The following is a 25,411-nucleotide window of genomic DNA, read 5'->3' as shown; positions in this document are numbered from 1 at the left end:
ATCATGAACGAACGTTTAGCTTTATACAGAAATCAGCTTACGTCTAAATGGAACCAGTTTTCCAAGAAACAAAAATGGATGATTGCCGGAATCTCGCTTTTTCTGCTAATTTCGCTGGGCTTATACATATACATCGCTTCTCAGCCGGTCTACAAGCCACTCTACGATCAGAGACTGAGCGAGCAAGAAATCGGCGCAATCAAAAAAGAACTTGAAGGCCAGCAGATTCCGTACCGGATTACGGGAAATGGGACAAGCATTGAAGTACCGGAAAAAATGGCACAGGATGTCATCGTCGATCTGGCCGCACAAGGAATCCCCAGCCAGGCAGGCATCAACTCTGAGATTTTTTCCAATACGCTCGGTGTTACCGACAGGCAATTCGATGTGATGAAAAAAGAAGCGTTGCAACAAGAGCTGCGCAAAATGCTCGAACGTGTGAAAGGCGTGCGCTCGGCACAAGTGATGATTACACTGCCGCAGGAAAGTGTTTGGGTGACAGAGACACCGGATACGGCAACGGCATCGGTCATCGTCGACGTGGAACCGGGTACGACGCTCGATCAAAAGCAGATTAACTCGCTGTATTTGCTCGTTTCCCGAAGCGTTCCGAAATTGCCGATGGACGCCATCGCGATTACGGACCAATACTCGAATCCGCTGGAACGCGCGGAAGGCAACGAAGCAGAAGGAACATTAAGCAGCTTCAAACAGCAAGAAGCAATCAAGTCCGAGGTTGAGAAGAAGATTCAACAAAACCTGTACAACTTGCTTGGAACGATTATGGGCCGAGACAAAGTGATTGTGCACGCATTTATCAAAATGAATTTTGATAAGGAAAACCGCGTGGAAAATCTCGTGGAGGCGCCCGACAAAGAGAACAACGAAGGACTTATCATCTCTTCTCAAAAATTATCAAAAGCTTTCTCGGGTCAAGGCCAACCGCCGGGGGGCATCGCCGGAACAGGCGCGAATGCAGTCCCCAACTACCCAGGGAACAATCCTCAGGGCAGCAACAGTCAGTATGAAGAACTGAATGATACCATTAACCGCGAAGTCAATCGAATCACGCGAAATGTTACACTAAGCCCGTACAAGATTGAAGATTTGACGATCAACGTAGGGGTCGAACCGCCGACTGGCGGAGAATTAGATGCTGCTACAATCGAAAGTATCAAACAGGTACTGCGCAATGTCGTCCGTGTGACACTGAGCGACAGAGCGACCGATTTGAGCGAAGAAGAACTGGACAAACACATTTCCGTTCTCCCACGTCAATTTTCTGGCAAAGTGGCTGTCGAAGAATCCAGTGCACTCAGCCCGGCTGTATTGTGGACCGTTGGTGGTATTGCCGTGCTGGCTCTCGCCGCTGTAGCCTTCCTCATCATCCGCAGACGCAACCAAGCGAAGCAGGAACAGGAAGAAGAGATGTCAGACTTGCTGGCTCCAAACCAACCTGCCGAAATCCCTGACTTGATCTATCAGGAAGATGGAGACCAGGTCGTGGTCAGAAAACAGCTTGAAAAATTGGCGCGAAGCAAGCCGGATGAATTTGTTGTTCTGCTTCGTACTTGGCTAGCAGAAGATTAAGGAGTGAAAGATATGGCTCGCGGCGCTAAAGAGTTGTCGGGAAGACAGAAGGCGGCTATCCTCCTCATCTCACTAGGGCCGGAAATCTCTGCCCAGGTGTTCAAGCATTTGCGTGAGGATGAGATTGAGCAGTTGACATTGGAAATTGCCAATGTGCGAAAAGTAGATACTGATGAAAAAGATAAAATCTTGGCTGAATTTCACCAAATCGCCGTAGCGAAGGAAGTCATTTCGCAAGGCGGCATTACGTACGCAAAAGAAATTTTGCAAAAAGCGCTGGGCGAGACGAAAGCGATGGATATCATCAATCGCTTGACGGCAAACCTGCAAGTGCGGCCGTTCGATTTTGCCAGGAAGGCAGATCCTGGTCAAATTTTAAACTTCATCCAAAACGAGCATCCGCAGACCATTGCACTGGTGCTTTCTTATCTCGAACCGCAGCAGGCTGCGATGATTTTGTCGGCTTTGCCGCAAGAGCGCCAGGCTGAGGTAGCGAAGCGGATTGCGACGATGGACAGCACTTCTCCGGAAGTGATCGCCCAGGTGGAGCAAGTCCTCGAGCAGAAGCTCTCGGCAACGGTGACACAGGATTATACGCAAGCTGGCGGGATCGAGGCAATCGTGGCAGTTCTCAATGGTGTCGATCGTGGGACGGAGCGCACGATTCTCGATTCTCTCGAAATTCAGGACCCCGAATTGGCCGAAGAAATCAAGAAGCGCATGTTTGTATTCGAAGATATCGCCACACTGGACAACCGCTCCATTCAGCGCGTCATCCGCGACGTGGAAAATGCGGATTTGCAGCTTTCGCTCAAAGTGTCCAGCGAAGAAGTTCGCGAAGTTATTTTCCGCAACATGTCCAAACGGATGGCGGACACTTTCAGAGAAGAAATGGAGTTCATGGGACCAGTTCGTCTGCGCGACGTCGAAGAAGCACAATCTCGTATCGTTGCGATTATCCGTCGCTTAGAGGAGGCTGGTGAGATCATCATCGCCCGCGGTGGAGGAGATGATATCATTGTCTAGGATCATTAAAGTGGCGAATTATCGGCCTTCAGAGGACTCTGTCCTCCTCTCGGTGACGCCTGTACCACCTAAGACGGAAAGTGATCCCGAAAGGTTGCAAAAAAATCTACAAATTTTTCAAGAAGCTGAAATAGAGGCCAAAACGATTCTGGCAGACGCGGAAGAAACCGCGCAAACCATTCTCCGCCAAGCGATAGAAGAGGCCGAACAACTGAAGCAGGAAGCCTCGCTGGAGATTCAGCAATGGTGGGAGCAGAAACAGCAGGAGGCTGCCCAGTTGTTCAGCTCGACGCAGGAGCAAGCGACGGCCGAAGGACACGAAAAAGGCTTTGCAGAAGGCAAGCAGCAAGCGTACGAGGAAGAGACGCAAGCACTCGCCGAGGCGCGTGCGATTCTGGAGCAGGCATACAGCAGCAAGCAGCAGATCATCGCGGAAGCAGAGCCGTTTTTGGTAGAGCTGGCCCTGGAAATCGCCAAAAAAATTATCGGACAGGAACTGCAGCAAAATCCGGAGCAGGTGCTGGAAATTGCGAAAAAAGCGCTGCGGCGCTCGCGAGTCCACGGCGAGATCACGATCTGCGTCAACCACAACTACTTCCATTACGTTTCCGAGCATCGCCCCCAACTGCTGGCGTTGCTGGAAGGACAGGCGGAGCTTTCCATCTATCCGGACTACACGATAGCAGATGGCGGCTGTGTCATTCGCACACAGCTCGGAAGCGTGGACGCACGGGTGGATACACAACTAGAAGAGATCAAACAAGCATTGCTTGCGATTGCCGGAGGAAGTGAGTCCCGATGAGCATCCTGGACATATCCAAGTACAGACAGGCGCTGTATGAGCTCGATCCGCTACGCGTGAACGGGAAAGTGACACAGGTGGTCGGCCTGACCATCGAGTCGCAAGGACCCGAAGTGAAGCTCGGCGAGATTTGCCATCTGTACCCGACGAACAGCAAAGAGCCGATTATCGCCGAAGTGGTTGGTTTTCGGGAAAACAAAGTGCTGCTGATGCCGCTTGGCGAGCTGACAGCCATCGGACCGGGCTGCGACGTTGTGGCGACGGGCCGATCGCTGGAAGTAAAAGTAGGGCCGGAAATACTCGGCTCGGTGCTGGATGGACTGGGCAGGCCGTATCAAGGGACGCTGCCGCTCGGACTGGCTTCCTATCCGACGAACAACCTCCCGCCGAACCCGATCCTGCGCCCGCGCATCAAGGAGCCGCTCAGCGTCGGCGTACGCGCCATAGACGGACTTTTGACGGTCGGAAAAGGACAACGTGTCGGCATCTTTGCCGGATCAGGGGTAGGGAAAAGTACTCTGATGGGGATGATCGCCCGCAATACGACGGCGGACATCAACGTCATCGGGCTGATCGGGGAGCGCGGACGCGAAGTCATGGAGTTTATTGAACGCGATCTGGGGGAAGAAGGGCTAAAGAGGTCTGTCGTCGTCGTCGCCACTTCCGACCAGCCGGCCATGATTCGCATCAAGGGAGCCTTGATTGCGACCTCGATCGCCGAATATTTCCGGGATCGCGGACTGAATGTGATGCTGATGATGGATTCTGTCACCCGGTTTGCCATGGCGCAGCGGGAAGTGGGACTAGCCATCGGAGAGCCTCCAGCCACACGCGGCTACACCCCGTCCGTGTTCGCCCTGATGCCGAAGCTGATGGAGCGGGCAGGAACGGCCGACAAAGGCAGCATCACGGCGTTTTACACGGTACTCGTCGACTCGGATGACATGAACGATCCGATTGCGGATACGGCGAGGGGAATTTTGGACGGACACATTGTCCTCGACCGGAAAATCGCACAAAAAGGCCATTTTCCTGCCATTGATGTGATGGCAAGCGTCAGCCGCGTCATGTCGGAAATCGTCTCGGACGAGCACAAGGAAGCCGCCAGACAGTTGAAAAAGCATCTGGCGACATTCCGGGAAGCGGAAGACTTGATTAACATCGGAGCGTACAAGCCAGGATCAAACCGCGACATTGATGCCGCGATCCGCTATAAAGACATCATTTCTGAGTTTACGGCCCAAGGCACACATGAGCCCTCGACCCTTCAAAGCGCAATCAAGGCGCTGTTAGCCCATTTCGGAGGAGTGAACTAGAGTGAAAGTGTTTCAGTTTCATCTCCAAAAAGTTCTGGATCTGAAGGAAAAAGAGAAAGAGCAGGCAGAGTGGGCATTTGGGAAATCGATTCAGCGCAAAAACGAAGAAGAGTGGAAACTTGTGCAATTGACTGAACAGCATGATGAGATGACCCATATGCTTGAGGAAGCGCAAATGCAGACGTGCAGCGCGGCGCAGCTTATCTCTATCGCGCAGTACCAGCAAGCGGTAGCCCGCTCGATTACGAGGCAGCAACGAACCTTGCGCGGGTGTGAGCAGGACGTGGAGCGCTGTCAGTCCCATTTGACCGAGAGAATGAAAGAGTCCCAGTTGTGGCAACGACTGCGGGAAAAATCTCTCCATCAATTTCTCGACGAGCAGAGACAGCGTGAGCAAAAAGAAATGGATGAGATCGGCACGCAGCTCTATCTTCGCCGCAGCAACTAAGGGAGGTACCAGATGGAAGAAATCCAAGAAGAACGGGAATACGGCAGGTTGGAATGGTTTTTTTACATGATCGTCATTCCTGCACTGTTTGCCAGCCTCCTTGGCGGCGTTCTCCTGAGCTTGCTGGGAGTGAACGTGCTAGGGAATGTTCTCCACTGGGCTAACTCCATACCGTACGTGGAAAAGCTCGTCCCGGACGAATACGACACGCTGTCCGGTGAGGAGGAAAAGAAAGAACCAGACACGGAGAAGCAAGTGGCGACCCTGCAGCAAGACCAGGCGAAAAATCAGCAGCAAATTTCCGCGCTGAAAGAAGAAGCAGCGAAAAAAGACGCCACGATTCAAGCGCTGGAAAAGCAGGTGCAAGACTTGAACAAGCTCATGGAGGAACAAAGAGCCAGCGAAGAGGAGCGGCAAAAGCAGTTTACGGACCTCGCCAAAGTGTACACGACGATGTCAGCGAAAAACGCAGCAGCCATCATCGAAAATTTGAGCCTGGACGAGTCTGTCGCGGTCATGACCAAAATGAAGCCCAATCAGCGCGCAGACATTTTGGCAAAGATGGACCCGAAAAAAGCGGCAGACATTTCGATACTGCTGAAAGATTCTGTTGTCAACAAGGACGACGACATTGCGGCCTTGCAACAGCGGGTTCAGGTGCTGACAAAGGCGCTTAGCGAGACACGCAGCGGCTCTTCCTCCAGCGCAAACGACCAGGCACTGAGCGAGACATTCGCGCAGATGCCGGCAGAAGATTCTGCTGCGGTCATTCGCTCGCTCATGAGTACGAACAAGAGCAGAGCGCTTACCCTCTTAAAAGAAATGCCTGCGGACAAGCGGGCGCAAACACTCTCTGCGATCGCCAAGGAAGACAAAAAAGAGAAAGACAATCTGGCGGCACGCATCACAGAAGAGTTGCTTCGATAACAAAAAGCATGGCTTTTCGTTGTCGTTTCCATAAGCAACAAATCCAAAAGAGGAGGTGAACGAGATGAATGTAGCCAATCTGACTCCGCCAGTAGGTTCAGCCGGGAGCGTCACATCTGTCGGTGCTGCCACAGGCAATGGAGATGCTGGCATGGGGCAGTTGTTCTCTTTGCAAATGCTGCAAACTTTTGAAACGATGCTAGACTCCAAAGGGGTAGTTGCTTCTCCGGCAGGCTTGTCAGAGGAAGACCAGAAATTGCTCGATGAACTGATGGCGTTGATCGCTCAACTGCTTGCCGCAGGACAGCAAGGAAACGCAGAACTGAACGAGCAAGTAGGCGAAAAGGCAGCAGCGGTTGAACAGCTTTTGGGCAAAGTGTCCGGACAAGGCATGGAGCTTGCCTCGCAGGCTGGAGTGGATCTCAAGCAACTTTTGTCCAAGCTTTCGCAAAAGGAAGCATCTGCCGATGAGATGGACAAGGTGGCCGCACTTCTCGAAGCACTGAAGAACCAAAAAGGCAATGAAAGCAAAGCGAAGCATGGCGCGCTGCCGCTGCGCTCCGAGACGATTCCCAATCTAAATGCATCGCAGCAAGAAGCGTTCAAGACGATTTCGCCTTTGCGGATGAACCTCGGCCTGGCTGCCTACAAGCTGGAAGCGGGAGTATCTTCCCAACCGATCCAGCCGACGCTTTCCGGCAGTCTGCTGAATCAGGAAGGAAACCCGGAGGAATCGCTGCTGACGACAGCGAACCAAATTTCGGTTGTTTCCCAGCAAGCGCCTCAGACGCAAAGCGTGGCAAGTTTTCAACAGGCAGTCGGACAGACGCACCATGTGAACGCGAACCAATTGCCGCAGCAGCTTACCCAGCTTTTCGTTTCCAAGCTGCAACTAAGCGGCCATAACGGTGTGCATGAAGCACGGCTGATCTTGAATCCGCAGTCGCTCGGGCAGGTGGACGTGACGATTACTTCGCACAACGGGGTAATTACCGCCCAGTTCCACGCCGAGACACAGGCCGGAAAAGATTTGCTCGACAACCAGCTTCCGCAATTGCGGCTGGCTTTGACGCAGCAAGGCTTGCAGGTCGATCGTCTGGAGGTCAATCAACAGCAGGACACGGCATTCAGCTTCCAGCAACAGCGCGAGCAAGCCGGACAGCAGCGGGACAATCAGCAGCAACAGCAACAAAAACAGGCTGAACAAGAGTTTGCGCTAGAGGCGCTCGTAGACAGCAGTGAAACGAGCGAGTCGCTATGGAATCGCCTGCGGGAATCAGCCCGTGGAGTGGACGATCTCGTCTAGGGATGGAATGAAGGAGGAAGCAGCATGAACCATTTTCGTGTCGCGCAGCCCTATTTCCCTCCGAAACCGAATCACGTCACCAAAGCGGCTGCCCAGACAGCGCCGGGAGCCAGCAAAACGTTTCAACAGTACTTGACCGAATCGACGACTCCACATGCCAAAGCACAGCCACTTTCGTTCAGTCAGCATGCCATGAGCCGCCTGCAGCAACGTGGAATCGCGCTTGGAGGGCATCAGTTGGAACGTTTGGAGTCAGCGGTTCAAAAGGCAGCCTCCAAAGGGGCCAGAGAATCTCTCATCATTATGGATAACGTGGCTTATGTCGTGAGCATCGTAAATCGGAAAATCATTACCGCTGTGGACGATGGCAGCATGAAGGACAATGTATTTACCAACATCGACAGCGCCATCTTCGTATAAATGGCCTGTACGAGCGGGCTGGACCTCTCCGGAGGAAGCCTACGGGTTACCGAACGACAGAGGTAATCCAGACTTGTAAGAGAGCAGAGGAGGAGACAGATCATGCTTCGTTCCATGTATTCAGGTATCTCAGGTATGCGCGGCTTTCAAACAAAGCTTGATGTCATTGGGAACAACATTGCGAACGTAAATACGGTTGGCTTCAAAAAAAGCCGTGTCATGTTTCAAGATATTTTGAGCCAAAATGTGCAAGGTGCCGGCGCTCCGACCGACGGTGGAAAAGGCGGTACCAACCCGACCCAGATCGGTCTCGGTTCCTCGATCGCATCGATTGATACCGTGTTTTCGGCGGGAAGCCCGATGACGACAAACTTGCCGACAGACCTTTCCATTGAAGGCGACGCCTTTTTCATGGTGAGCCCGGATGACGGCGCGACGATCTACTACACGCGCGCAGGCAACTTCACCCGCGACTCCCAAGGCTTCCTGGTTAATCCGCAAGGACTGAAACTGTTGAACAGCGATGCTGCTCCGATCCAGATCAGCCAGGCTGACGGTGTCGTCTCCTACTCCATCGGCAAAGACGGCGTCATTACGACCGTAGACGATGCGGGCGCGCTTGCAGCCGACAACACGATTGGCGTCATGACGTTCAACAACCCGAGCGGTCTGAAAAAAGTCGGCAATTCGCTCTATGAAAACACGGTGAACGCCGGTGCTCGTGACGAAGACCCAATGACACCAGTTACTCCAGCAGATGCACGCGTGAGCATCATTGCCGGTCAACTGGAAATGTCCAACGTCGACCTCTCTGAAGAGTTCACGGAAATGATCGTGGCGCAGCGCGGCTTCCAGGCGAACTCGCGGATCATTACGACGTCCGATTCCGTTCTCGAGGAACTGGTGAATCTGAAACGATAACTTCTTGCAGTGGATTAGGCGGGGAAGCGATTTACTCCTTCCCCTGTTTAATCCCGAAAAGGAGCACACGATGATTAAACTGACCCGTTTTAACGGCACTGCGTTTTATCTGAACATCACTCACATCGAAACGGTTGAAGCAACACCCGATACCGTGATTACGTTGTTCAACGACAGGAAGTACATCGTGAAGGATTCCGTAGAGTCCATCGCTGAACGTGTTCAGGCTTTTTATCAAAACGCTCATCCGATAGCGACTGCACCCAAGCTGCCGGACGATTTAAATGAATAGCGGGAGGCATTGCGATGTTTCAAAATCGTTTGTTTAACATGGCTCTAATTATCATCATCGCGATTTCGCTACTGGGAGTCATCTCGTTTGTGCTCTGGCAAACGTATCTCTCTCCGGCCGCGCAGACGGCCAGCTCCGAAGAAAAAGAAGTGAAGCCTTTGTCAGCGAAAGAAATGCAGGAGTACTCCGTAGATACTGGCGAGATCACAACCAATTTGCTGACGAACAATTACATGATTGTGCGCTTCAGCATTACAGCGGACAGTGCAGATGCCAAAACGGAACTGGAGCAGCGATTGCCACAGGTCAATCAGGTGATTATTAAAACGTTGGCTGGCCTGACACCAGAAGACATAAAAGGAACCGAAGGCGTAAACAAGCTGGAAGCGAAAATCATGAATGAAATCAGCTCCCTGATGCAAGAAGGCAAAATCGTGCAAGTCGTGACGACCAAGCGGGTCTTGTCCTAGGGAAGCGATCACACGGATACATAGCAAGGAGGTGACGACATATGGCCGAGGTTCTCTCACAAAGTGAGATTGACGCGTTGTTGGCCGCTCTATCATCTGGTGAGATGGATGCCAACGAGCTGAAAAAAGAAGAGACTGAGCGCAAAGTCAAAGTGTATGATTTCAAACGCGCGTTGCGGTTCTCCAAAGACCAGATCCGTGGCTTGACACGAATCCATGAGAACTATGCGAGGCTGTTGACTACTTATTTTTCAGCTCAGCTCCGTACCTTCGTGCAAATTACGGTTGCCTCCGTCGATCAATTGCCGTATGACGAATTTATACGCTCCATTCCCAAGATGACCATCTTGAACATCTTCGAAGCTCCTCCTTTGGAAGGACGAATGGTCTTGGAGGTCAATCCAAACATCGCCTATACCATGCTGGATCGGCTTCTTGGTGGCCAGGGTGCAATCCCGGAAAAAATGGGTGCACTTACGGAAATTGAAACAACGGTGATGGAGCGAGTATTCGGCAAGGCGCTGGATACATTCCACGAGGCATGGAAGCAAATTATTGAGCTTGATCCGTACCAGGAAGGACTGGAAATGAATCCCCAGTTCATGCAGATTGTCTCGCCAAACGAGATTGTCGTCGTAATCTCGTTCAGTACGAAAATCGGGGACACGACAGGAATGATTAACCTTTGTCTGCCTCACGTCGTAATGGAGCCGATCATGACCAAGCTTTCCGGTCAGTACTGGTTCTCCAAGCAGAAAAAGACACGGGATGAAGATGAACGCCTGCGTGTCGAAGAACGAGTAAAGGTGGCCAAACTGCCGATCATTGCGGAAATGGGGACGGCTACGATTACCGTCGGCGATTTTCTGGCGCTGCAAAAAGGCGATGTCATCCAGTTGGATCAGTCGCTTGACAGCAAGCTGAAGATCAAGATAGGCGATCAGTTGAAGTTCCTGGGGCAACCGGGTACGCTCAAAGGCAGAATGGCCGTGCAGATTGATGAAGTCATAGAGGAGGGGGAGGACCAAAATGAGTAGAGATATGCTTTCTCAAGACGAGATTGACGCGCTACTTCGCGCGAACAACTTGGTTGAGGACGAAGAGGAAGCAAAGCCCGCGGAGAGTCAGAATGTGGCTGATTTTCTTTCCCCGTTTGAACAGGACGCGCTTGGCGAAATCGGAAATATCTCCTTCGGCAGCGCCGCAACCGCGTTATCCACTTTGTTAAGCCAGAAAGTCGACATTACCACGCCGACCGTTTCCGTTGTCAACGTGGATGAGTTGGAAAGCGAGTTTCCAATTCCTCATGTGGCGGTCCACGTCGAGTACACGGATGGCTTCAAAGGGATCAACCTGTTGGTCATTCGGATGGAAGATGCGGCGGTAATCGCAGACCTGATGATGGGGGGAGATGGCAAGCCTGCCGATACGGAAATGTCCGAGCTGCACATCAGCGCAGTCCAGGAAGCGATGAACCAAATGATGGGTTCAGCGGCGACATCCATGTCCACGATCTTCAACCAGTTCATCAACATTACACCTCCGGGCATCGACGTGATGGACTTGGCGCAGGGCAAGGGCGGAGACAGCTTCTCCGACGATGACAGCCCGCTGGTGAAAGTCTCCTTCCGCTTGAAAGTCGGCGAACATGGCGAGTTGATTGACTCGAATATCATGCAGCTTTTGCCGCTTTCTTTTGCGAAGAAAATGATCGACCGACTGGTGGGAGGCTCGGATGACGAGGCAGCCGCAGCACTTGTAGCCGAGACGGAAATGCCGTCTATTCCGGCCCCGAGCGCGTCCGCTCCACCGCCAGCCCAGCCTGTGCAGCAGGAGCCTGTACAGAGCCACGTACCGCCTGTAGCGCCGCCGCCTCCTGCACAGCAGCCGATGCAGCAGCCACCGGCTGGATATGCTCCGCCGATGGGTTATCCGGGGCAACCGATGTATCCGGACCCATACGCGCAATATGCGATGCCGCCGGGGTATGCTCCGTATCCGGGCGTTTACCAGCAACCGCCGATGGCTCCGCCAGCGCCGCAGCATTTCGGAAGCCCGGCAGCCAACCAGGCAAATGTCGTGCCAGCGCAGTTTGCACCGCTTGGCGCGTCCCCGATGTACACAGGAGAACTGCAAAATTTGAATCTCTTGCAAGACATTCCGCTGCAAGTAACGGTGGAGCTGGGACGTACCAAAAAGTTGATTAGAGAAATTCTTGACTTGTCTGCCGGATCCATCATACAGTTGGACAAGCTGGCAGGTGAGCATGTAGACATTTTGGTCAATAACAAGTTGATTGCCAAAGGCGAGGTTGTCGTCATCGACGAGAATTTCGGTGTCCGCGTCACCGATATCATCAGCCAGTTTGATCGTGTTCAAAAATTGCAATAAACCACAAATCAAGAGCAAGTATTGGGGAGGATCTATTCATGTCAAACAAAGTATTGATCGTTGATGATGCAGCATTCATGCGTATGATGATTAAGGAGATTTTGTCCAAAAACGGCTACAGCGTCGTAGGGGAAGCAAGCGATGGAGCACAGGCGGTTGAGAAGTACAAGGAATTGGGACCAGATTTGGTGACAATGGACATTACCATGCCGGAAATGGATGGCATTTCTGCTCTGAAAGAAATCAAAAAGCTCGATCCGAACGCACGCGTCATCATGTGCTCCGCGATGGGACAACAGGCCATGGTTATTGATGCGATTCAGGCGGGCGCGAAAGATTTCATCGTAAAACCATTCCAGGCAGATCGCGTGCTGGAAGCGATCAAAAAGACTTTGAGCTAATGATGAAGATCCGGAATGCAGGGACGAGGCTTTTGTGGATCTTCAGTCTGAGCCTCGTGCTGTTTGTCTCCGCCCTGCCCATTGCCGTCCATGCGGAAGGTACTGTAGCCGATGCGTACAACCAAGGGAATACAGACAAGAGCAATGCACCCGCCGGCGGCGAACAGCCGGCGGCCATTCCGGGCAGCGGAACAGGCAGCATGATCGGTTATTTGGTGCAAGTCATTTTTTCACTCGGCTTTATCGCTGTTCTTATCTTTTTCCTGCTCCGTTTTCTCGGGCGACGCCAAGTCGGGCAAAGCCAAGGACCGATCAAAATTATCAGTGCGGCAGCCCTTGGCAACGGGAAGACGCTGCAGGTGGTCATGATCGGAGAGTCCTTGTACATTGTGGGAGTGGGAGAGAATGTCCAACTGCTTCGCCGCATCGAACCGGGGGAAGAGGTGGACCTGATCTTGGCCGATGCGGAAATCGCACCGATCAAAAACCCGTTATCGCTGAACTGGCTGCCATTCAGCAAAAAGAAGCAGGCTGACGAAGAGTTGCTGTTTTCTTCGGATGTGGACGGAAAAACCTTTCAGGAGCTTTTGAAAGGGCAGTGGGACAAAGTGAAAAATCGACCACTCAACTCCGACTTGTGGGACAAAGAGGAAGTTTCCGACAGAGGGGACCGAAAATGAAATATTTTTTACAGGTGCTTGTGCTTGTTGCCGCAGTGCTCGCGGTACCGGAGATGGCGGCAGCCGCGCCAGGAGGAACACCGCTAATTCCGAGCATTGACTTGCAAATCGGCGGCGGCACTGGGACACCACAGGAGACATCCTCAGCGATTCAGTTGTTGCTGATCTTGACTGTGCTCTCAGTGGCACCAGCTATCTTGTTGTTGATGACGAGTTTTACGCGAATTGTCATTGTCTTGTCGTTTGTGCGAAATGCCTTGGCGACCCAGCAAATGCCGCCCAACCAGGTGCTGGTGGCGCTCGCTTTGTTTCTGACGTTTTTCATCATGGCCCCGACTTTGGGCAAAGTGAATGAAACGGCCGTGCAACCATTTATGCAGGGCAAGCTGACGCAGCAGCAGGCATTCGATGCGGCGGTCATTCCGTTCAAGGAATTTATGGCCAAGCAGACGCGCGAAAAAGATTTGGCGCTGTTTTTGGAATTTACGAAAGCGGAGCGACCGAAGACGATTCAGGATATTCCGCTTACTGTTCTCGTACCTGCCTATGCGATCAGCGAGCTGAAAACGGCCTTTCAGATCGGCTTTATGATCTTCATCCCGTTTCTGGTCATCGACATGATTATCTCCAGCATTTTGATGGGGATGGGGATGATGATGCTGCCGCCGGTCATGATTTCGCTGCCGTTCAAAATTTTGCTGTTCATTATGGTAGACGGCTGGTACTTAGTAGTGAAATCCCTTTTGACCAGTTTTTAGCGACATTCCGAAGGGACCAGGAGGTTAGAGCATGACACAGGAATTACTGATGCAAATTGCCCAAAGCTCTGTTTACACCATCCTGCTGGTTTCGGCGCCCGCGCTCGGGATCGCCTTACTGGTCGGGTTGATGGTCAGCGTTTTTCAGGCAACCACGCAAATTCAGGAGCAGACGCTCGCATTCATTCCGAAGATCGTCGCCGTGTTTATTATCATTTTGGCGGTAGGACCGTGGATGCTGCGCGTCATGCTAGATTTTACGATGGGGATCTTCGGAAACCTGCATCGTTTTGTCGGATAGCGTATGAGCCTTTATCTCACGTATTTGCCTGTTTTCTTGCTGGTGTTTGTCAGAATGAGCGCCTTTTTTGTAGTGGCTCCCTTTTTCGCGATCAGGGGCGTGCCTGCCCAGTTCAAAATCGGCTTGGCCTTCATCGTCGCCTTGATTAGCTTTCAAGCGTTGCCGGTGCAAGGACAGATTCCGCTGGATTTGACGTTTATGCTCTTTGTGATAAAGGAAGCGCTCGTAGGCTTGATTCTCGGCTATATTTGCGAGCTGATGTTTGTCGCTGTCCAGGTTGCCGGAGGGCTGATGGACATGCAAATGGGCCTGGCCATGGCGAACGTGATCGACCCGAAAACGGGCGCCTACATCCCTGTGACGGGGAACTTCAAGAATATCTTGGCGATTTTGTATTTTTTTAGCATCAATGGACATCACATGCTGCTGCGCGGGATCATGAGCAGCTACCAGGCGATTCCGGTGGATCGCATGTGGGCCGCTTTTGGCAGTGAAAGCGCGATGATGACAGCGGTCAAAGTGTTTCAGAACATGTTTTTGAGCGCGTTTTTGATGGCGGCGCCAATCGTGGTCGCGCTGTTTTTGGTAGACCTCTCTCTTGGTATTATCGCCAAATCTGTCCCGCAGTTTAATATTTTTGTGGTCGGCTTGCCGATCAAACTGCTTGCCAGCTTTCTGCTCTTGATCGTTGTCATGCCCGCCTTTTTACTGACGTTAAACGGACTGTTTGACAACATGTTCCGGGCACTCGCAGAAATGATGAAATCGCTCGGAGGATCACCATGACGCAGATGAGGTTCCTTTACCCCGTAGACCTGCAGTTTTTTAGCGGCGAAAAAACGGAGAAGGCGACTCCCAAGAAAAAGGAGGATGCCCGAAAAAAGGGGCAGGTGGCGAAAAGCCAGGATCTTTCTCCTTCCATCGTATTGACTTCGTTCTTTTTTTTGCTGATGATGCTCGGGCCTTCCATGCTCAGTACGTTCCAGAACCTGATGCGAGAAGCGCTTATCACGTTTACGAGCTGGCAGTTGAACGAAGAGAATCTGAAAGTCATCGTCATGTCGATGGCCTTCGAGGCGCTGAAAATCGTGGGCCCTGTACTGGGGCTGGCCTTTCTGGTCGCCTTCGCCGTCAATTACATGCAGGTGGGCTGGATGATTAGTACGGAGCCGCTGCAGATGAAGCTGGAGAAGCTGGACCCGATCAAAGGAGCCAAACGCATTTTCTCCATGCGCTCCCTCGTCGAATTGCTGAAATCGCTATTGAAAATCAGTGCTTGCATGTATGTGGCTTACGTCATTTTATGGAGTGCCAAAGAACAAGTCACCCAGCTTTCCTTGCTCTCGCTGGGGAGCGTCCTGTCTTTTACAGGAACTGAAGTAACCAAACTCGGAATTTACATCGGTTTGCTGCTGTTCATTCTGGCGATTATGGATTACGCCTATCAACGGTATGAACATGAAAAGAATTTGCGGATGTCCAAACAGGACATTAAAGACGAGCACAAGCAGGCGGAAGGGGACCCGCTAATCAAAGGGAAAATTCGCGAGAGGCAGCGGAGCATGGCGCTGCGTCGGATGATGCAAGAGCTGCCGAAAGCGGACGTCATCATTACGAACCCGACCCACTTTGCCGTCGCAATCCGCTACGATGCCAGTGCAATGAGCGCCCCTACGGTAGTGGCAAAAGGCCAGGATTACCTGGCGCTGAAAATCAGAGAGGTGGCCAAGAAGCACCGGATTGTTACGATGGAAAACAAGCCCCTGGCCCGGGCTCTCTATAGTCAGGTTGAAATTGGACAACAAATTCCCGAAGAGATGTTTAAAGCGGTCGCGGAAGTCCTCGCGTACGTCTACAAGCTGCAAGGGAAAGTGAAATAACGAGGAAGGAGGATGAACGGTGGGATTTCGATTCAAGGAAATTGGTACGATTCTATTTGTGATAAGCATTGTTGTCATGATGGTAATCCCACTCCCTTCTGGGCTTCTTGATTTGCTGCTCATTTTGAATATCTCCCTTGCGTTGACCATTTTGCTTGTGTCGATGTACACAAAAGAAACGCTGGAGTTCTCCATTTTTCCGACAGTGCTTTTGATTACGACGTTGTTTCGGCTCGCTTTGAACGTGTCCACGACGCGGAACATTTTGTCGCATGGGGAAGGCGGACAAGTGATCGAGACGTTTGGCAGCTTTGTCGTCGGTGGGAACCAGGTAGTCGGATTCGTCGTGTTTCTGATTCTGATCGTCATTCAGTTCATCGTCATTACAAAAGGCTCCGAGCGTGTCGCAGAAGTAGCCGCACGCTTTACGCTCGACGCGATGCCAGGGAAGCAAATGAGTATCGACGCGGACTTGAATGCAGGGATGATTACAGAAGCAGAAGCGCGTGTACGGAGAAAAAAGATCGAAAATGAGGCAGACTTTTACGGGGCCATGGATGGTGCCAGCAAATTCGTCAAAGGGGACGCCATCGCAGGAATTATCATCTTTATTGTGAACATCATCGGCGGATTCATCATCGGGATGCTTGTTCATGGCTTCAGCTTTCAAGAATCTGCTTCCCGTTTTACCACCATGTCGGTCGGGGATGCACTCGTCAGCCAGATTCCTGCGCTGCTCATCTCGACCGCAGCCGGGATCATCGTCACTCGCTCCACCTCCGGGGAAGGGCTGGGCGACGACATCGCCCGGCAAATGTTCTCCTTTCCGCGCCTTTTGTACATCGTAGCTGGCTGCATGCTGCTGCTTGGCCTGTTCACCCCAATCGGGCTGCTGCCTGTTTTGCCGGTGTCCGGGATCATGGGTTACGCAGCGTGGCGGATGGACAAGAAGCAGAAGATCGAGATTCAGGAATCGGCAGACAAGGTGGAGGAGCAGCAAATCGAAGAAGTGCGCAGTCCGGAAAGCGTGGTCAACCTTTTGCAAGTGGACCCGATCGAGTTCGAATTTGGCTACGGCCTGATTCCGCTCGCTGACGTAAAGCAAGGCGGGGACCTGCTGGATCGCGTCATCATGATTCGCAGACAGATCGCGCTGGAAATGGGGATCGTCGTTCCCGTCATCCGCATCCGCGACAATATTCAGTTGCGGCCAAACGAATACATGATAAAAATCAAAGGCAACCAGGTCGCCAAAGGGGAAATTCTGCTCGATCACTACCTCGCCATGAGCCCTGGAATTGACGATGATTCCATTGTCGGGATCGAAACAGTAGAGCCTGCGTTTGGATTGCCTGCATTATGGGTAACAGAAGAAAATAAGGAGATTGCCGAGCTGTCTGGCTACACGGTAGTCGATCCGCCGTCTGTCGTAGCGACGCATCTCACAGAAGTGGTCAAGCGCCACGCGCATGAGCTGCTCGGCCGACAAGAAACGCGGGCGCTTATCGACAACGTGCGAGAAGTGGCCCCGGTACTGGTGGACGAGCTCATTCCAGGACTTTTGTCGATTGGCGATGTGCAAAAAGTACTGCAGAAGCTGTTGCGTGAAAAAGTGTCGGTTCGCAATCTGCAAGTCATTCTCGAAGCGTTGGCGGACCACGCCATGTTTACAAAAGACCCGGAAGTGCTGACCGAGTACGTAAGACAGGCGATGTCCAGACAGATTACGCTGCAGTTTACAGAGCCCGGACAGCCTTTGCGGGTGCTGACAGCAGGCGCCGGCTTGGAAAAAGCAATCTCCGAGCGGGTGGAACAGTCTGAGCAGGGAAGCTACCTGGCGATGGACCCAGAGACGTCGCAACGGATCTTCCAAAGCATGTCGGCGGAAGTGAGCAAAATGATTAACTCCGGTCAGCAGCCGATCATCCTCGCGTCACCGGCCATTCGCATGTACCTGCGTCAGTTGGTGGAGCGAATGATGCCTGATATTCCTGTATTGTCGTACAGCGAGCTAGAGCCAAATGTTGAAGTGCAAAGCGTAGGGATGGTGAACATTTCGTGAGGGTAAAACGTTACATTGTCGATTCGATGCCAGAGGCGATGGAAAAAATCAGGCTCGATCTGGGAATAGACGCAGTCATCCTGAACTCCAAATCGATCAAGACAGGCGGATTGTTCGGTATGTTTGGCAAACAGAAAATCGAAGTAATCGCTGCTGTCGATGAAAAGGCAACGGAACGCGAGAGTGCTCCGGTCGCGGATGAGCATCGGTCGAAGGACGTTTTCTCCACTGGGCAGACGGGTACCTACACGGCTCAGCAAGCTTATCGCAGAGCCAACCAGGCAAAAGAAGCCGCTGAGCGAGCGGTGCCGCAACGAAGCGAGCCAAGGACGCCGGACAATCCGGCATCTGCCCCGGCTGCTGTGGCGACGCGCGCGGAGGCGGCACAGCCGGCCAGCCGGCAGAGGGAAGTTGCGGTCAAAGAAGCTCCCGCCGAGCAGGCAAAGGAAAGCGCGGCAGCTCCCAGCAGCACGACGCACGATGCCCTCGCGAACGAAGTCCGCGACATGCGGCAAATGTTCCAGAAGCTGTTGGTCAACGATCTCAGCCAGCAACTGCCGCCCGCCGTACAGGAAGTACGCAGCCGGCTGGTCAGGCAGGAGACGGCGGAAGAGGTGACGGCGGAAATCATCCGCAAGCTGATGGAGCAGGCGCAACCTCAGGGCGGATGGAGCGAGGAAGCGGCTTTTCGCGAGACGCGCAAGATCATTGCGTCGATGCTTGCGCCCTACGCACCAAAGTCAGCAGGCATCCCGCGAAATGTCCAGTTCGCCTTCTTCTTCGGGCCTACGGGCGTAGGCAAGACGACCACGATCGCCAAGCTGGCAGCCAGCAGCATGCTGAAGGAAAAGCGCCGGATCGGGTTTATTACTGCAGATACGTACCGGATGGCAGCCGTGGAGCAGTTGAAGACGTACGCCAACATCTTGAATGTGCCGCTGGAGGTTGTGTTTTCTCCGAAAGAAATGGCCCCGGCTATGGAGCGTCTCAGCGACTGCGATCTCATTTTTGTCGACACGGCTGGCCGCAATTTCCGCAACGATGAATACGTGCAAGGGATTCGCGAGCTGGTCGAGCATGGGAAGAACAGCGTGAATTACCTCGTGCTGAGTCTCGGCTCGAAGTACAACGACATGAAAACCATCGTGGAAAACTTTGCGGAGGTCCCTGCCAAGCAGGTCATTTTCACCAAGGCAGACGAGACGAACAGCTACGGCTCGATCTTGAACATTTGCTATGAGAGCAAGCTTGCCCTCTCTTACTTCACGACGGGACAAAACGTGCCAGACGATATCGTGGCAGCCTCACCAGAGCTTGCGGCGACGATGATTATGGGAGATTGACTTAGATGAGAGACCAAGCAGAACAACTTCGCGTGCGCATGCAGCAATCCGGCGCAAGAGAAAAAACGACCCGGCTGGTGACCGTGACCAGTGGAAAAGGCGGGGTTGGCAAGTCCAATTTCAGCTTGAATTTTGGGCTTGGATTGCTCGAACGGGGCCATAAAGCAGTCTTGTTCGACGTCGATCTCGGCCTTGCCAACCTCGATGTGTTGATGGGGATTACGCCGAAGAAGCACCTGTTCCACTTGCTTGAGCCGGACACTGATGTTTGGGAAATCATTGAGCGAGGGCCCGGGGGACTGGAATTTATTGCGGGCGGGTCTGGATTTACCCAGATCATGCAACTGGACGAGCCGAAGCTGGATCGGCTGTTTTCCCGCCTGAATCCGTTGCAGGGCTATGCGGATACGATCATTTTTGATACGGGAGCGGGTTTGTCGAAGGAGTCGTTGCGCTTCATGCTCTCGTCGGATGAAGTCATCCTGGTGACAACGCCGGAGCCGCCCGCGATTACGGACGCTTACGCCGTGATTAAAATGCTCCACGCCCGCAACCCTGCGGTTGTCATCCGCCTGGTCATCAATCGCGTCTCCTCGGAGAGAGAAGGCAAGATGACGGCCGACAAGCTGGCGATGGTCGCCAAGCGGTTTCTGGACATGGACATCCAGTCGCTTGGACATGTTTCTGACGATCCTCACGTATCAAAGGCTGTGAAGCAACAGCGTCCTTTTCTACTTACATATCCGCAATCGCAAGCCGCAAAAAGCATTCGGAATCTGGTAGCCCGGTATTTGGAGACTCCAGCCGATGCAGATGCAATGACGAGCGGGCTGAAAGGTTTTCTTGCGAGGCTGAAACACTTCATACGATAAGGCAAACAGGTAGGAAGGGAGTGACATTCGATTGAGCAAAATTCGAGTTCTGGTCACAGATGATTCTGCATTCATGCGTAAAGTTATTAGCGACATTTTATCAGGCGATCCCGAGATTGAAGTGATTGATCGAGCAAAGAATGGACTCGAATGTATCGAAAAGTGCAAACAACTCAGTCCGGATGTCCTCACACTGGACATCGAGATGCCGATCATGAACGGCCTGGAAGCATTGGAAAAGCTCATGGCAGACTGTCCGGTGCCAGTGGTTATGCTGAGCAGCCTGACACGCGAGGGAGCAGAGGCGACGATTCAGGCTTTGGAACTGGGTGCCTTTGACTTTATTACGAAGCCGTCTGGCCCGATTTCACTCGATATTCACAAAGTCGCGGATCGGCTGATCGAGCGGGTCAAAGCGGCGGCGGTAGCGAAAGGCCACATGCGCCGGACGCTGCGACCGAGCAGACCTGCCGCGCCAGAGCCAATGCGGCCAAGTCCGGCTTCTGCCACCGCTCCGGTGCGAACGGCACAGCCGCCTGTCCTGAACGCTTTGCCGCGACTGCAAAGCAGCGGAAAAGCAAGACTGGTCGTGCTGGGAACGTCGACAGGCGGCCCCAAGGCGCTGCAAAACGTCCTGACCGCAATCCCGGCTGGCTTCCCGGCACCGATCGCGATTGTGCAGCACATGCCGGCTGGTTTTACGAAATCGCTGGCGCAAAGGCTCGACTCCCTATGCCACATACGTGTGACGGAAGTAACGGACGGGGAATGGCTTGAGCCGGGCACAGCCTATATTGCACCAGGCGGGTATCACTTTGAGGTGCACCAGGCGAATGGAAAGCTGCAGGCCCACCTGCACCAGCAAGAGCCGCGGGGAGGTCACAGACCTTCTGTCGACGTCCTTTTTGAATCCGCCAGTCGATTGACAAATGTAGACAAATGGGCAATTATCATGACAGGCATGGGAAATGATGGGACCAAAGGTCTAAAGCAGATGAAGGAGCTTGGACCTGTTACCAGTATTATCGAAGACGAGTCGAGTTGTGTCGTATTCGGGATGCCACGAGCGGCGATCCAGGCAGGACTGGCAGATCATGTGGCCCCATTAGAAAAAATTCCAGAGCTGTTGTGCAAGCTCTTGCACTGATTTTGGGAGGTGGATCACCGATGGATATGAATCAGTATTTGGACATGTTTATTGAGGAGTCAAAAGAACACCTGCAAGCAATCAACGCCAATTTGTTGCTGTTGGAAAGTGATCCGGGAAACATTGCGCACGTCAAGGAAATTTTTCGTTCGGCGCACACCTTGAAAGGGATGTCGGCGACCATGGGCTTCGAAGATATGGCCAGCCTGACGCACGAAGCGGAAAACGTGCTCGATCTGATTCGCAACCAGAAGCTGACGATCACCAGTGACATCATGGATGTCATCTTTCAAAGCGTGGATCTGATCGAAAGCATGGTGATCGATATTACAGAAGGCGGAGACGGCTCGGCCGACGTATCGGGTCCGGTGAAAAAGCTGAGGGCGATTGTCTCCGGCGATTATTCCGCCGAACAGGAAGTGGCGGCGGCTGCGACAGCCGTAGCGGAAGAGGAAGCAGTCGAGGCGGCGCAAGCGGAAGGCACGCCTGCCGAGGACCACGACCTGGACGACTACGCGCTGATGGTGCTGAAGCAGTCCAAGGAGCTCGGCAACAACGTGATGTGGATCAAGGTCACGCTGAATGAGAACTGCCTGCTGAAAGCGGCGCGCGCCTACATGGTGTTCGACCAGTTGGAATCGATGGGGGAAGTCATCAAGACGAAGCCGTCGGTCGAGGATATCGAAAACGAGTGCTTCGAGCAATCTTTCGAGATCGCCTACGTCACCATGCAGTCTGCGGAAAAAGTCCGCAGCACGATTCTCAACATTTCGGAGATACAGGACGTTGCGATTGATCCGATTCAATTGAAAAAAGAAGCGCCACCAGCTCCTGTAGTGACGGAAGCAGCCGCGCCTGTGGAGAAAAAAGCGCCGGACAATGCCCAGGCAGCCGCTGCCAAGAAAGCGACCGCTGGCGGCAAAACGATCCGCGTTGACATCGACCGCCTGGACATTTTGATGAACCTGTTCAGCGAGCTGGTAATCGATCGCGGACGTCTGGAGCAGTTGGCTCGCGAGATCGGCAAAAGCGAGCTGCAGGAAACGGTGGAGCATATGAGCCGCATCAGCGGAGATTTGCAAAACATCATCCTGACGATGCGCATGGTTCCCGTCGAGCAAGTCTTCAATCGCTTCCCGCGCATGATTCGCGATTTGCAGAAGGAGCTACATAAAAAAGTGAATCTGGAAATCATCGGGGCGGAGACAGAGCTGGATCGCACCGTCATCGACGAGATCGGGGACCCGCTCAACCACTTGTTGCGCAACTCGCTCGACCACGGGATCGAATCGCCGGCAGATCGGAAAATGGCCGGAAAGCCGGAAGAAGGAACGATCGTACTGCGCGCGTTCCACAGCGGCAACCACGTCTTTATCGAAGTGAAAGACGACGGCGCAGGCATCAACAAGGAAAAAGTGCTGAAAAAAGCGATTGAACGGGGCATTGTGAATCCGGCCAACGCAGATAGCATGTCGGATAAGCAAATTCACGAACTGTTGTTCGCAGCGGGTTTTAGTACCGCTGAAGTGGTCTCGGATATTTCCGGCCGCGGCGTAGGGCTGGATGTCGTCAAATCCAAGATCGAATCGCTCGGCGGCAGCGTCGGTGTCGAATCTGTTCGCGGACAAGGAACGACTTTCCTGATCCAGCTCCCGCTGACGCTCTCGATCATTTCTGCGATGCTTGTGCAGGTAAAAGACGAGAAGTACGCGGTGCCGCTTTCCTCGATTATTGAAACGGCTGTGTTCAAGAAAGACCAGATCATGATGGCTCATCGCCAAAAGGTGATCGACTTCAGGGGACGCGTTGTTCCGCTCGTTTCCTTGCAGGACATTTTCCAGGTGCCGGACAACGGGGCGGACAAAGACGATGAAGTAGCGGTTGTCATCGTCCGCAAAGGGGAAAAAATGGCCGGGCTTGTGGTCGATTCCTTTATCGGCCAGCAGGAAATCGTCCTCAAATCACTTGGCAAGTACCTGGTCAACGTCTTTGCCATTTCGGGTGCAACGATCCTGGGAGACGGCCAAGTCGCTCTCATCATTGATTGCAACGCACTGATTAAGTAGAGGGAGGGGCAGCCACATGCTCGATCAAAAAGAAATCGTAAGCGAAGTCAAAGTGATTGTGTTTCGGTTAAAGGACGAAGAGTACGGGGTAGAAGTCAATCAAGTAAAATCGATCGAAAAGCTGGAGCACATCACCCGTGTTCCACGCACGCCCCAGTTCGTCAAAGGAGTTATCAACCTGCGCGGAGTGGTCACCCCGATCATTGACCTTCGCAACCGGTTCGGGCTGGAGGAAAGCCTCTATTCCGAATCGACCCGCATCATCATCGTCGCGGTAGGCGAACTGGAAGTCGGCTTGATTGTGGATGCTGCCAACGATGTCATCGACATCCCGGTCAATGCGATTGAGCCGCCGCCAGAAGTTGTAGGCGGGGTTGAAGCCGCTTGTCTGCGCGGAGTAGCGAAGCTGGACAAACGACTGTTGATTTTGTTGAATCTCGATAAAGTATTGAGCACAGAGGAAATCAAACAACTGGACTCAATTGAGGGGTAAGAAAGATGGCCTATTTCACAAAGTTTGGGGATTTCCAATTTGATGTGCTGCGGGAAATCGGGAACATCGGTGCAGGACATGCTGCAACGGCTCTCTCCAAGCTGATGCAAAAAGAGATCGACATGAAAGTGCCTCAGGTCAGCATCATACCGTTTGACGAAGTGGCGGATTGTGTCGGTGGCGCGGAAGCGGTTGTCGTTACCGTCTTTTTACGAGTTGAAGGCGATTGTCCAGGAAACATGTTTTTCATTCTCGACCTGGACTCTGCGAGACATCTGCTGGAACAAATTACGGGGATCAACAAGGATGTTTATGATTGGGAAGAGCTGGAAATTTCGGCTCTTCACGAGATCGGCAATATTTTGACTGGGTCCTATCTCTCCTCACTGGCAGATTTCACACAGCTCAACCTGCAGCCTTCTGTACCTGCGCTCGCTGTGGATATGGCTGGAGCGATTCTCAGCTACGGATTAATAGCGTTGGGTCAAGCGGGTGACTTTGCCCTCACGATTGACACAGCTTTTTTTGAAGGCAATGAAAAAGTCAAAGGGAACTTTTTCCTTATCCCTGATCCTGAATCGCTTCCTATTCTATTTCGTTCATTAGGGGTTCCGTTCGATGGAGATTATTAAGATAGGTATGGCCGACCTCGGTGTGGCAAAGCCACCGAGCAAGCTACGAACCACAGGTCTGGGTTCTTGCGTAGGGGTTGTCCTCTACGATCATATCCATAAAATTGCAGGGATGGCACACGTTATGCTTCCGGAGTCTTCGCTGGCCAAAAGCGGGGAGGTGACGATCGGGAAGTACGCCGATACAGCGATTCCCCATCTGATCGAGTTGATGGAAAAAGCAGGTGCCCAAACCCGGAATATCGTCGCCAAAATCGCGGGTGGAGCACAGATGTTTGCCTTTCTCGGAAGCAGCGACACCATGCGGATTGGGCCTAGAAATGTCGAGGCTTGCAAACAGGCTTTGAAGGAAGCTCACATTAGAATCGTGGCAGAAGATACAGGGGGAAACTGCGGTCGGACAATAGAGATGGATGCCACCAGTGGGGTTCTTCAAATCCGTACGGTAAATCAAGGTGTGAAGGAAGTATAAGAATGTTGGGAACCATTTGGATAAATGCAGGCATGGGGTTGCTCGCTTTTGTCATCACATTTTGCACGGCACTTGCGAGTAATGTCTGGCTTGTCTCTCTGGAGCGGGCCGTCATTGCTCTGGTGATATTCTTCCTTGCCGCTTTTCCGATCCGCTTTGTTCTGGCTCTCGTCACCGAGACACCAGGCCAGTCCGTGACAGCAGAAGGACCAGAGGAGTCAACCGCTCCTCTGGCTGAAGGCGGGACAGAGGCGAAGCCGACAGAACAAACGGGTGAGACGGCGGCAGAGGAAGCATTTTCTCCGCTCTCCTTCACCAAGCTGGAGGCGGTACCTCCTACTGAGGATCCAGCCACCGTTGCAGAGGTCGTTAGGCGCTTAACAGATGAGTAAAGG

Annotated in this window: 28 protein-coding genes; all 28 read left to right on the top strand. The window is 52.8% G+C overall.

Features of this window, described 5'->3' with window-relative positions:
* Positions 1-3 precede the first annotated feature (3 nt).
* Entirely contained in the window at positions 4-1,590 is a 1,587-nt protein-coding gene (gene fliF, locus AC3WJN_RS00965; protein WP_005834259.1) for a flagellar basal-body MS-ring/collar protein FliF, read from the top strand.
* Positions 1,591-1,602: 12 nt separating this feature from the next.
* The gene (gene fliG, locus AC3WJN_RS00960; protein ID WP_005834258.1) at positions 1,603-2,616 is read left to right on the top strand and encodes a flagellar motor switch protein FliG; all 1,014 of its coding nucleotides are present in this window, start codon (positions 1,603-1,605) and stop codon (positions 2,614-2,616) included.
* A complete protein-coding gene (gene fliH, locus AC3WJN_RS00955) occupies positions 2,600-3,418 on the top strand; it encodes a flagellar assembly protein FliH (protein ID WP_007777769.1) in 819 nt (272 codons plus the stop codon). The genes fliG and fliH overlap by 17 nt, the downstream gene beginning before the upstream one ends.
* A complete protein-coding gene (gene fliI / locus AC3WJN_RS00950) occupies positions 3,415-4,734 on the top strand; it encodes a flagellar protein export ATPase FliI (RefSeq protein WP_007777772.1) in 1,320 nt (439 codons plus the stop codon). Before fliH ends, fliI begins: the two co-directional genes overlap by 4 nt.
* Position 4,735: 1 nt before the next feature.
* The gene (fliJ, locus tag AC3WJN_RS00945) at positions 4,736-5,182 is read left to right on the top strand and encodes a flagellar export protein FliJ (protein ID WP_005834253.1); all 447 of its coding nucleotides are present in this window, start codon (positions 4,736-4,738) and stop codon (positions 5,180-5,182) included.
* A gap of 12 nt (positions 5,183-5,194) precedes the next feature.
* Positions 5,195-6,109 (top strand): MotE family protein, encoded by a 915-nt coding sequence (locus AC3WJN_RS00940; RefSeq protein WP_005834251.1) that lies wholly within the window; start codon positions 5,195-5,197, stop codon positions 6,107-6,109.
* 64 nt (positions 6,110-6,173) lie between these two features.
* Positions 6,174-7,415: a flagellar hook-length control protein FliK gene (locus AC3WJN_RS00935; protein WP_007777774.1), complete on the top strand. Its 1,242-nt coding sequence runs from the start codon at positions 6,174-6,176 to the stop codon at positions 7,413-7,415.
* A 24-nt stretch (positions 7,416-7,439) separates the two neighbouring features.
* A complete protein-coding gene (locus AC3WJN_RS00930; protein ID WP_005834248.1) occupies positions 7,440-7,835 on the top strand; it encodes a TIGR02530 family flagellar biosynthesis protein in 396 nt (131 codons plus the stop codon).
* A 102-nt stretch (positions 7,836-7,937) separates the two neighbouring features.
* Positions 7,938-8,756: a flagellar basal body rod protein FlgG gene (flgG, locus tag AC3WJN_RS00925; protein ID WP_007777776.1), complete on the top strand. Its 819-nt coding sequence runs from the start codon at positions 7,938-7,940 to the stop codon at positions 8,754-8,756.
* Between the two features lie 70 nt (positions 8,757-8,826).
* Positions 8,827-9,048: a flagellar FlbD family protein gene (locus AC3WJN_RS00920; protein ID WP_005834244.1), complete on the top strand. Its 222-nt coding sequence runs from the start codon at positions 8,827-8,829 to the stop codon at positions 9,046-9,048.
* Positions 9,049-9,062: 14 nt separating this feature from the next.
* Positions 9,063-9,518, top strand: coding sequence for a flagellar basal body-associated FliL family protein (locus AC3WJN_RS00915; RefSeq protein WP_005834243.1), 456 nt, complete (start codon positions 9,063-9,065; stop codon positions 9,516-9,518).
* Positions 9,519-9,559: 41 nt separating this feature from the next.
* Complete coding sequence (gene fliM, locus AC3WJN_RS00910; RefSeq protein WP_007777779.1) at positions 9,560-10,555, top strand: flagellar motor switch protein FliM; 996 nt, start codon at positions 9,560-9,562, stop codon at positions 10,553-10,555.
* A complete protein-coding gene (gene fliY / locus AC3WJN_RS00905; protein ID WP_005834240.1) occupies positions 10,548-11,909 on the top strand; it encodes a flagellar motor switch phosphatase FliY in 1,362 nt (453 codons plus the stop codon). Before fliM ends, fliY begins: the two co-directional genes overlap by 8 nt.
* Positions 11,910-11,947: 38 nt before the next feature.
* Entirely contained in the window at positions 11,948-12,310 is a 363-nt protein-coding gene (locus AC3WJN_RS00900) for a response regulator (protein ID WP_005834238.1), read from the top strand.
* Complete coding sequence (locus AC3WJN_RS00895) at positions 12,310-12,990, top strand: flagellar biosynthetic protein FliO (RefSeq protein WP_007777782.1); 681 nt, start codon at positions 12,310-12,312, stop codon at positions 12,988-12,990. Before AC3WJN_RS00900 ends, AC3WJN_RS00895 begins: the two co-directional genes overlap by 1 nt.
* On the top strand, positions 12,987-13,748 hold the full coding sequence (gene fliP, locus AC3WJN_RS00890) for a flagellar type III secretion system pore protein FliP (RefSeq protein ID WP_005834235.1): 762 nt from the start codon (positions 12,987-12,989) through the stop codon (positions 13,746-13,748). The genes AC3WJN_RS00895 and fliP overlap by 4 nt, the downstream gene beginning before the upstream one ends.
* A gap of 31 nt (positions 13,749-13,779) precedes the next feature.
* Positions 13,780-14,049, top strand: a complete 270-nt coding sequence (fliQ, locus tag AC3WJN_RS00885) for a flagellar biosynthesis protein FliQ (protein WP_005834233.1) — start codon at positions 13,780-13,782, stop codon at positions 14,047-14,049.
* A gap of 3 nt (positions 14,050-14,052) precedes the next feature.
* Positions 14,053-14,835: a flagellar biosynthetic protein FliR gene (gene fliR / locus AC3WJN_RS00880; protein WP_007777786.1), complete on the top strand. Its 783-nt coding sequence runs from the start codon at positions 14,053-14,055 to the stop codon at positions 14,833-14,835.
* Positions 14,832-15,929, top strand: coding sequence for a flagellar biosynthesis protein FlhB (flhB, locus tag AC3WJN_RS00875; RefSeq protein WP_005834229.1), 1,098 nt, complete (start codon positions 14,832-14,834; stop codon positions 15,927-15,929). The genes fliR and flhB overlap by 4 nt, the downstream gene beginning before the upstream one ends.
* Before the next feature lie 19 nt (positions 15,930-15,948).
* Entirely contained in the window at positions 15,949-17,991 is a 2,043-nt protein-coding gene (gene flhA / locus AC3WJN_RS00870; RefSeq protein WP_005834227.1) for a flagellar biosynthesis protein FlhA, read from the top strand.
* Positions 17,988-19,334 carry a flagellar biosynthesis GTPase FlhF gene (gene flhF / locus AC3WJN_RS00865; RefSeq protein ID WP_007777789.1) on the top strand — a complete coding sequence of 449 codons (1,347 nt, stop codon included), beginning with the start codon at positions 17,988-17,990 and terminating at the stop codon, positions 19,332-19,334. Before flhA ends, flhF begins: the two co-directional genes overlap by 4 nt.
* A gap of 5 nt (positions 19,335-19,339) precedes the next feature.
* Positions 19,340-20,206: a MinD/ParA family protein gene (locus tag AC3WJN_RS00860; protein WP_005834223.1), complete on the top strand. Its 867-nt coding sequence runs from the start codon at positions 19,340-19,342 to the stop codon at positions 20,204-20,206.
* Between the two features lie 31 nt (positions 20,207-20,237).
* The gene (locus AC3WJN_RS00855) at positions 20,238-21,353 is read left to right on the top strand and encodes a protein-glutamate methylesterase/protein-glutamine glutaminase (RefSeq protein ID WP_005834221.1); all 1,116 of its coding nucleotides are present in this window, start codon (positions 20,238-20,240) and stop codon (positions 21,351-21,353) included.
* Between the two features lie 20 nt (positions 21,354-21,373).
* Positions 21,374-23,419 carry a chemotaxis protein CheW gene (locus AC3WJN_RS00850; RefSeq protein ID WP_433947645.1) on the top strand — a complete coding sequence of 682 codons (2,046 nt, stop codon included), beginning with the start codon at positions 21,374-21,376 and terminating at the stop codon, positions 23,417-23,419.
* Between the two features lie 16 nt (positions 23,420-23,435).
* Positions 23,436-23,912, top strand: coding sequence for a chemotaxis protein CheW (locus tag AC3WJN_RS00845; protein WP_492329208.1), 477 nt, complete (start codon positions 23,436-23,438; stop codon positions 23,910-23,912).
* Positions 23,913-23,917: 5 nt separating this feature from the next.
* Positions 23,918-24,544, top strand: a complete 627-nt coding sequence (locus tag AC3WJN_RS00840; protein ID WP_005834215.1) for a chemotaxis protein CheC — start codon at positions 23,918-23,920, stop codon at positions 24,542-24,544.
* Positions 24,531-25,016 carry a chemotaxis protein CheD gene (locus AC3WJN_RS00835; protein ID WP_005834213.1) on the top strand — a complete coding sequence of 162 codons (486 nt, stop codon included), beginning with the start codon at positions 24,531-24,533 and terminating at the stop codon, positions 25,014-25,016. Before AC3WJN_RS00840 ends, AC3WJN_RS00835 begins: the two co-directional genes overlap by 14 nt.
* A gap of 2 nt (positions 25,017-25,018) precedes the next feature.
* Positions 25,019-25,408, top strand: coding sequence for a hypothetical protein (locus tag AC3WJN_RS00830; RefSeq protein WP_005834211.1), 390 nt, complete (start codon positions 25,019-25,021; stop codon positions 25,406-25,408).
* Positions 25,409-25,411 lie beyond the last annotated feature (3 nt).

The sequence above is a fragment of the Brevibacillus sp. FW306-2-1A-C05A genome (genome assembly GCF_058781555.1).
This window is presented reverse-complemented; position numbering and strand designations above follow the sequence as displayed.

Excerpts from the sequence above, each read along its gene's own strand:
- fliF (WP_005834259.1), top strand. The coding sequence starts at position 4 with ATGAACGAACGTTTAGCTTTATACAGAAATCAGCTTACGTCTAAATGG.
- fliG (WP_005834258.1), top strand. The coding sequence starts at position 1,603 with ATGGCTCGCGGCGCTAAAGAGTTGTCGGGAAGACAGAAGGCGGCTATC.
- fliH (WP_007777769.1), top strand. The coding sequence starts at position 2,600 with ATGATATCATTGTCTAGGATCATTAAAGTGGCGAATTATCGGCCTTCA.
- fliI (WP_007777772.1), top strand. The coding sequence starts at position 3,415 with ATGAGCATCCTGGACATATCCAAGTACAGACAGGCGCTGTATGAGCTC.
- AC3WJN_RS00940 (WP_005834251.1), top strand. The coding sequence starts at position 5,195 with ATGGAAGAAATCCAAGAAGAACGGGAATACGGCAGGTTGGAATGGTTT.
- AC3WJN_RS00935 (WP_007777774.1), top strand. The coding sequence starts at position 6,174 with ATGAATGTAGCCAATCTGACTCCGCCAGTAGGTTCAGCCGGGAGCGTC.
- AC3WJN_RS00930 (WP_005834248.1), top strand. The coding sequence starts at position 7,440 with ATGAACCATTTTCGTGTCGCGCAGCCCTATTTCCCTCCGAAACCGAAT.
- flgG (WP_007777776.1), top strand. The coding sequence starts at position 7,938 with ATGCTTCGTTCCATGTATTCAGGTATCTCAGGTATGCGCGGCTTTCAA.
- AC3WJN_RS00920 (WP_005834244.1), top strand. The coding sequence starts at position 8,827 with ATGATTAAACTGACCCGTTTTAACGGCACTGCGTTTTATCTGAACATC.
- AC3WJN_RS00915 (WP_005834243.1), top strand. The coding sequence starts at position 9,063 with ATGTTTCAAAATCGTTTGTTTAACATGGCTCTAATTATCATCATCGCG.
- fliM (WP_007777779.1), top strand. The coding sequence starts at position 9,560 with ATGGCCGAGGTTCTCTCACAAAGTGAGATTGACGCGTTGTTGGCCGCT.
- fliY (WP_005834240.1), top strand. The coding sequence starts at position 10,548 with ATGAGTAGAGATATGCTTTCTCAAGACGAGATTGACGCGCTACTTCGC.
- AC3WJN_RS00900 (WP_005834238.1), top strand. The coding sequence starts at position 11,948 with ATGTCAAACAAAGTATTGATCGTTGATGATGCAGCATTCATGCGTATG.
- AC3WJN_RS00895 (WP_007777782.1), top strand. The coding sequence starts at position 12,310 with ATGATGAAGATCCGGAATGCAGGGACGAGGCTTTTGTGGATCTTCAGT.
- fliP (WP_005834235.1), top strand. The coding sequence starts at position 12,987 with ATGAAATATTTTTTACAGGTGCTTGTGCTTGTTGCCGCAGTGCTCGCG.
- fliQ (WP_005834233.1), top strand. The coding sequence starts at position 13,780 with ATGACACAGGAATTACTGATGCAAATTGCCCAAAGCTCTGTTTACACC.
- fliR (WP_007777786.1), top strand. The coding sequence starts at position 14,053 with ATGAGCCTTTATCTCACGTATTTGCCTGTTTTCTTGCTGGTGTTTGTC.
- flhB (WP_005834229.1), top strand. The coding sequence starts at position 14,832 with ATGACGCAGATGAGGTTCCTTTACCCCGTAGACCTGCAGTTTTTTAGC.
- AC3WJN_RS00860 (WP_005834223.1), top strand. The coding sequence starts at position 19,340 with ATGAGAGACCAAGCAGAACAACTTCGCGTGCGCATGCAGCAATCCGGC.
- AC3WJN_RS00850 (WP_433947645.1), top strand. The coding sequence starts at position 21,374 with ATGGATATGAATCAGTATTTGGACATGTTTATTGAGGAGTCAAAAGAA.
- AC3WJN_RS00845 (WP_492329208.1), top strand. The coding sequence starts at position 23,436 with ATGCTCGATCAAAAAGAAATCGTAAGCGAAGTCAAAGTGATTGTGTTT.
- AC3WJN_RS00840 (WP_005834215.1), top strand. The coding sequence starts at position 23,918 with ATGGCCTATTTCACAAAGTTTGGGGATTTCCAATTTGATGTGCTGCGG.
- AC3WJN_RS00835 (WP_005834213.1), top strand. The coding sequence starts at position 24,531 with ATGGAGATTATTAAGATAGGTATGGCCGACCTCGGTGTGGCAAAGCCA.
- AC3WJN_RS00830 (WP_005834211.1), top strand. The coding sequence starts at position 25,019 with ATGTTGGGAACCATTTGGATAAATGCAGGCATGGGGTTGCTCGCTTTT.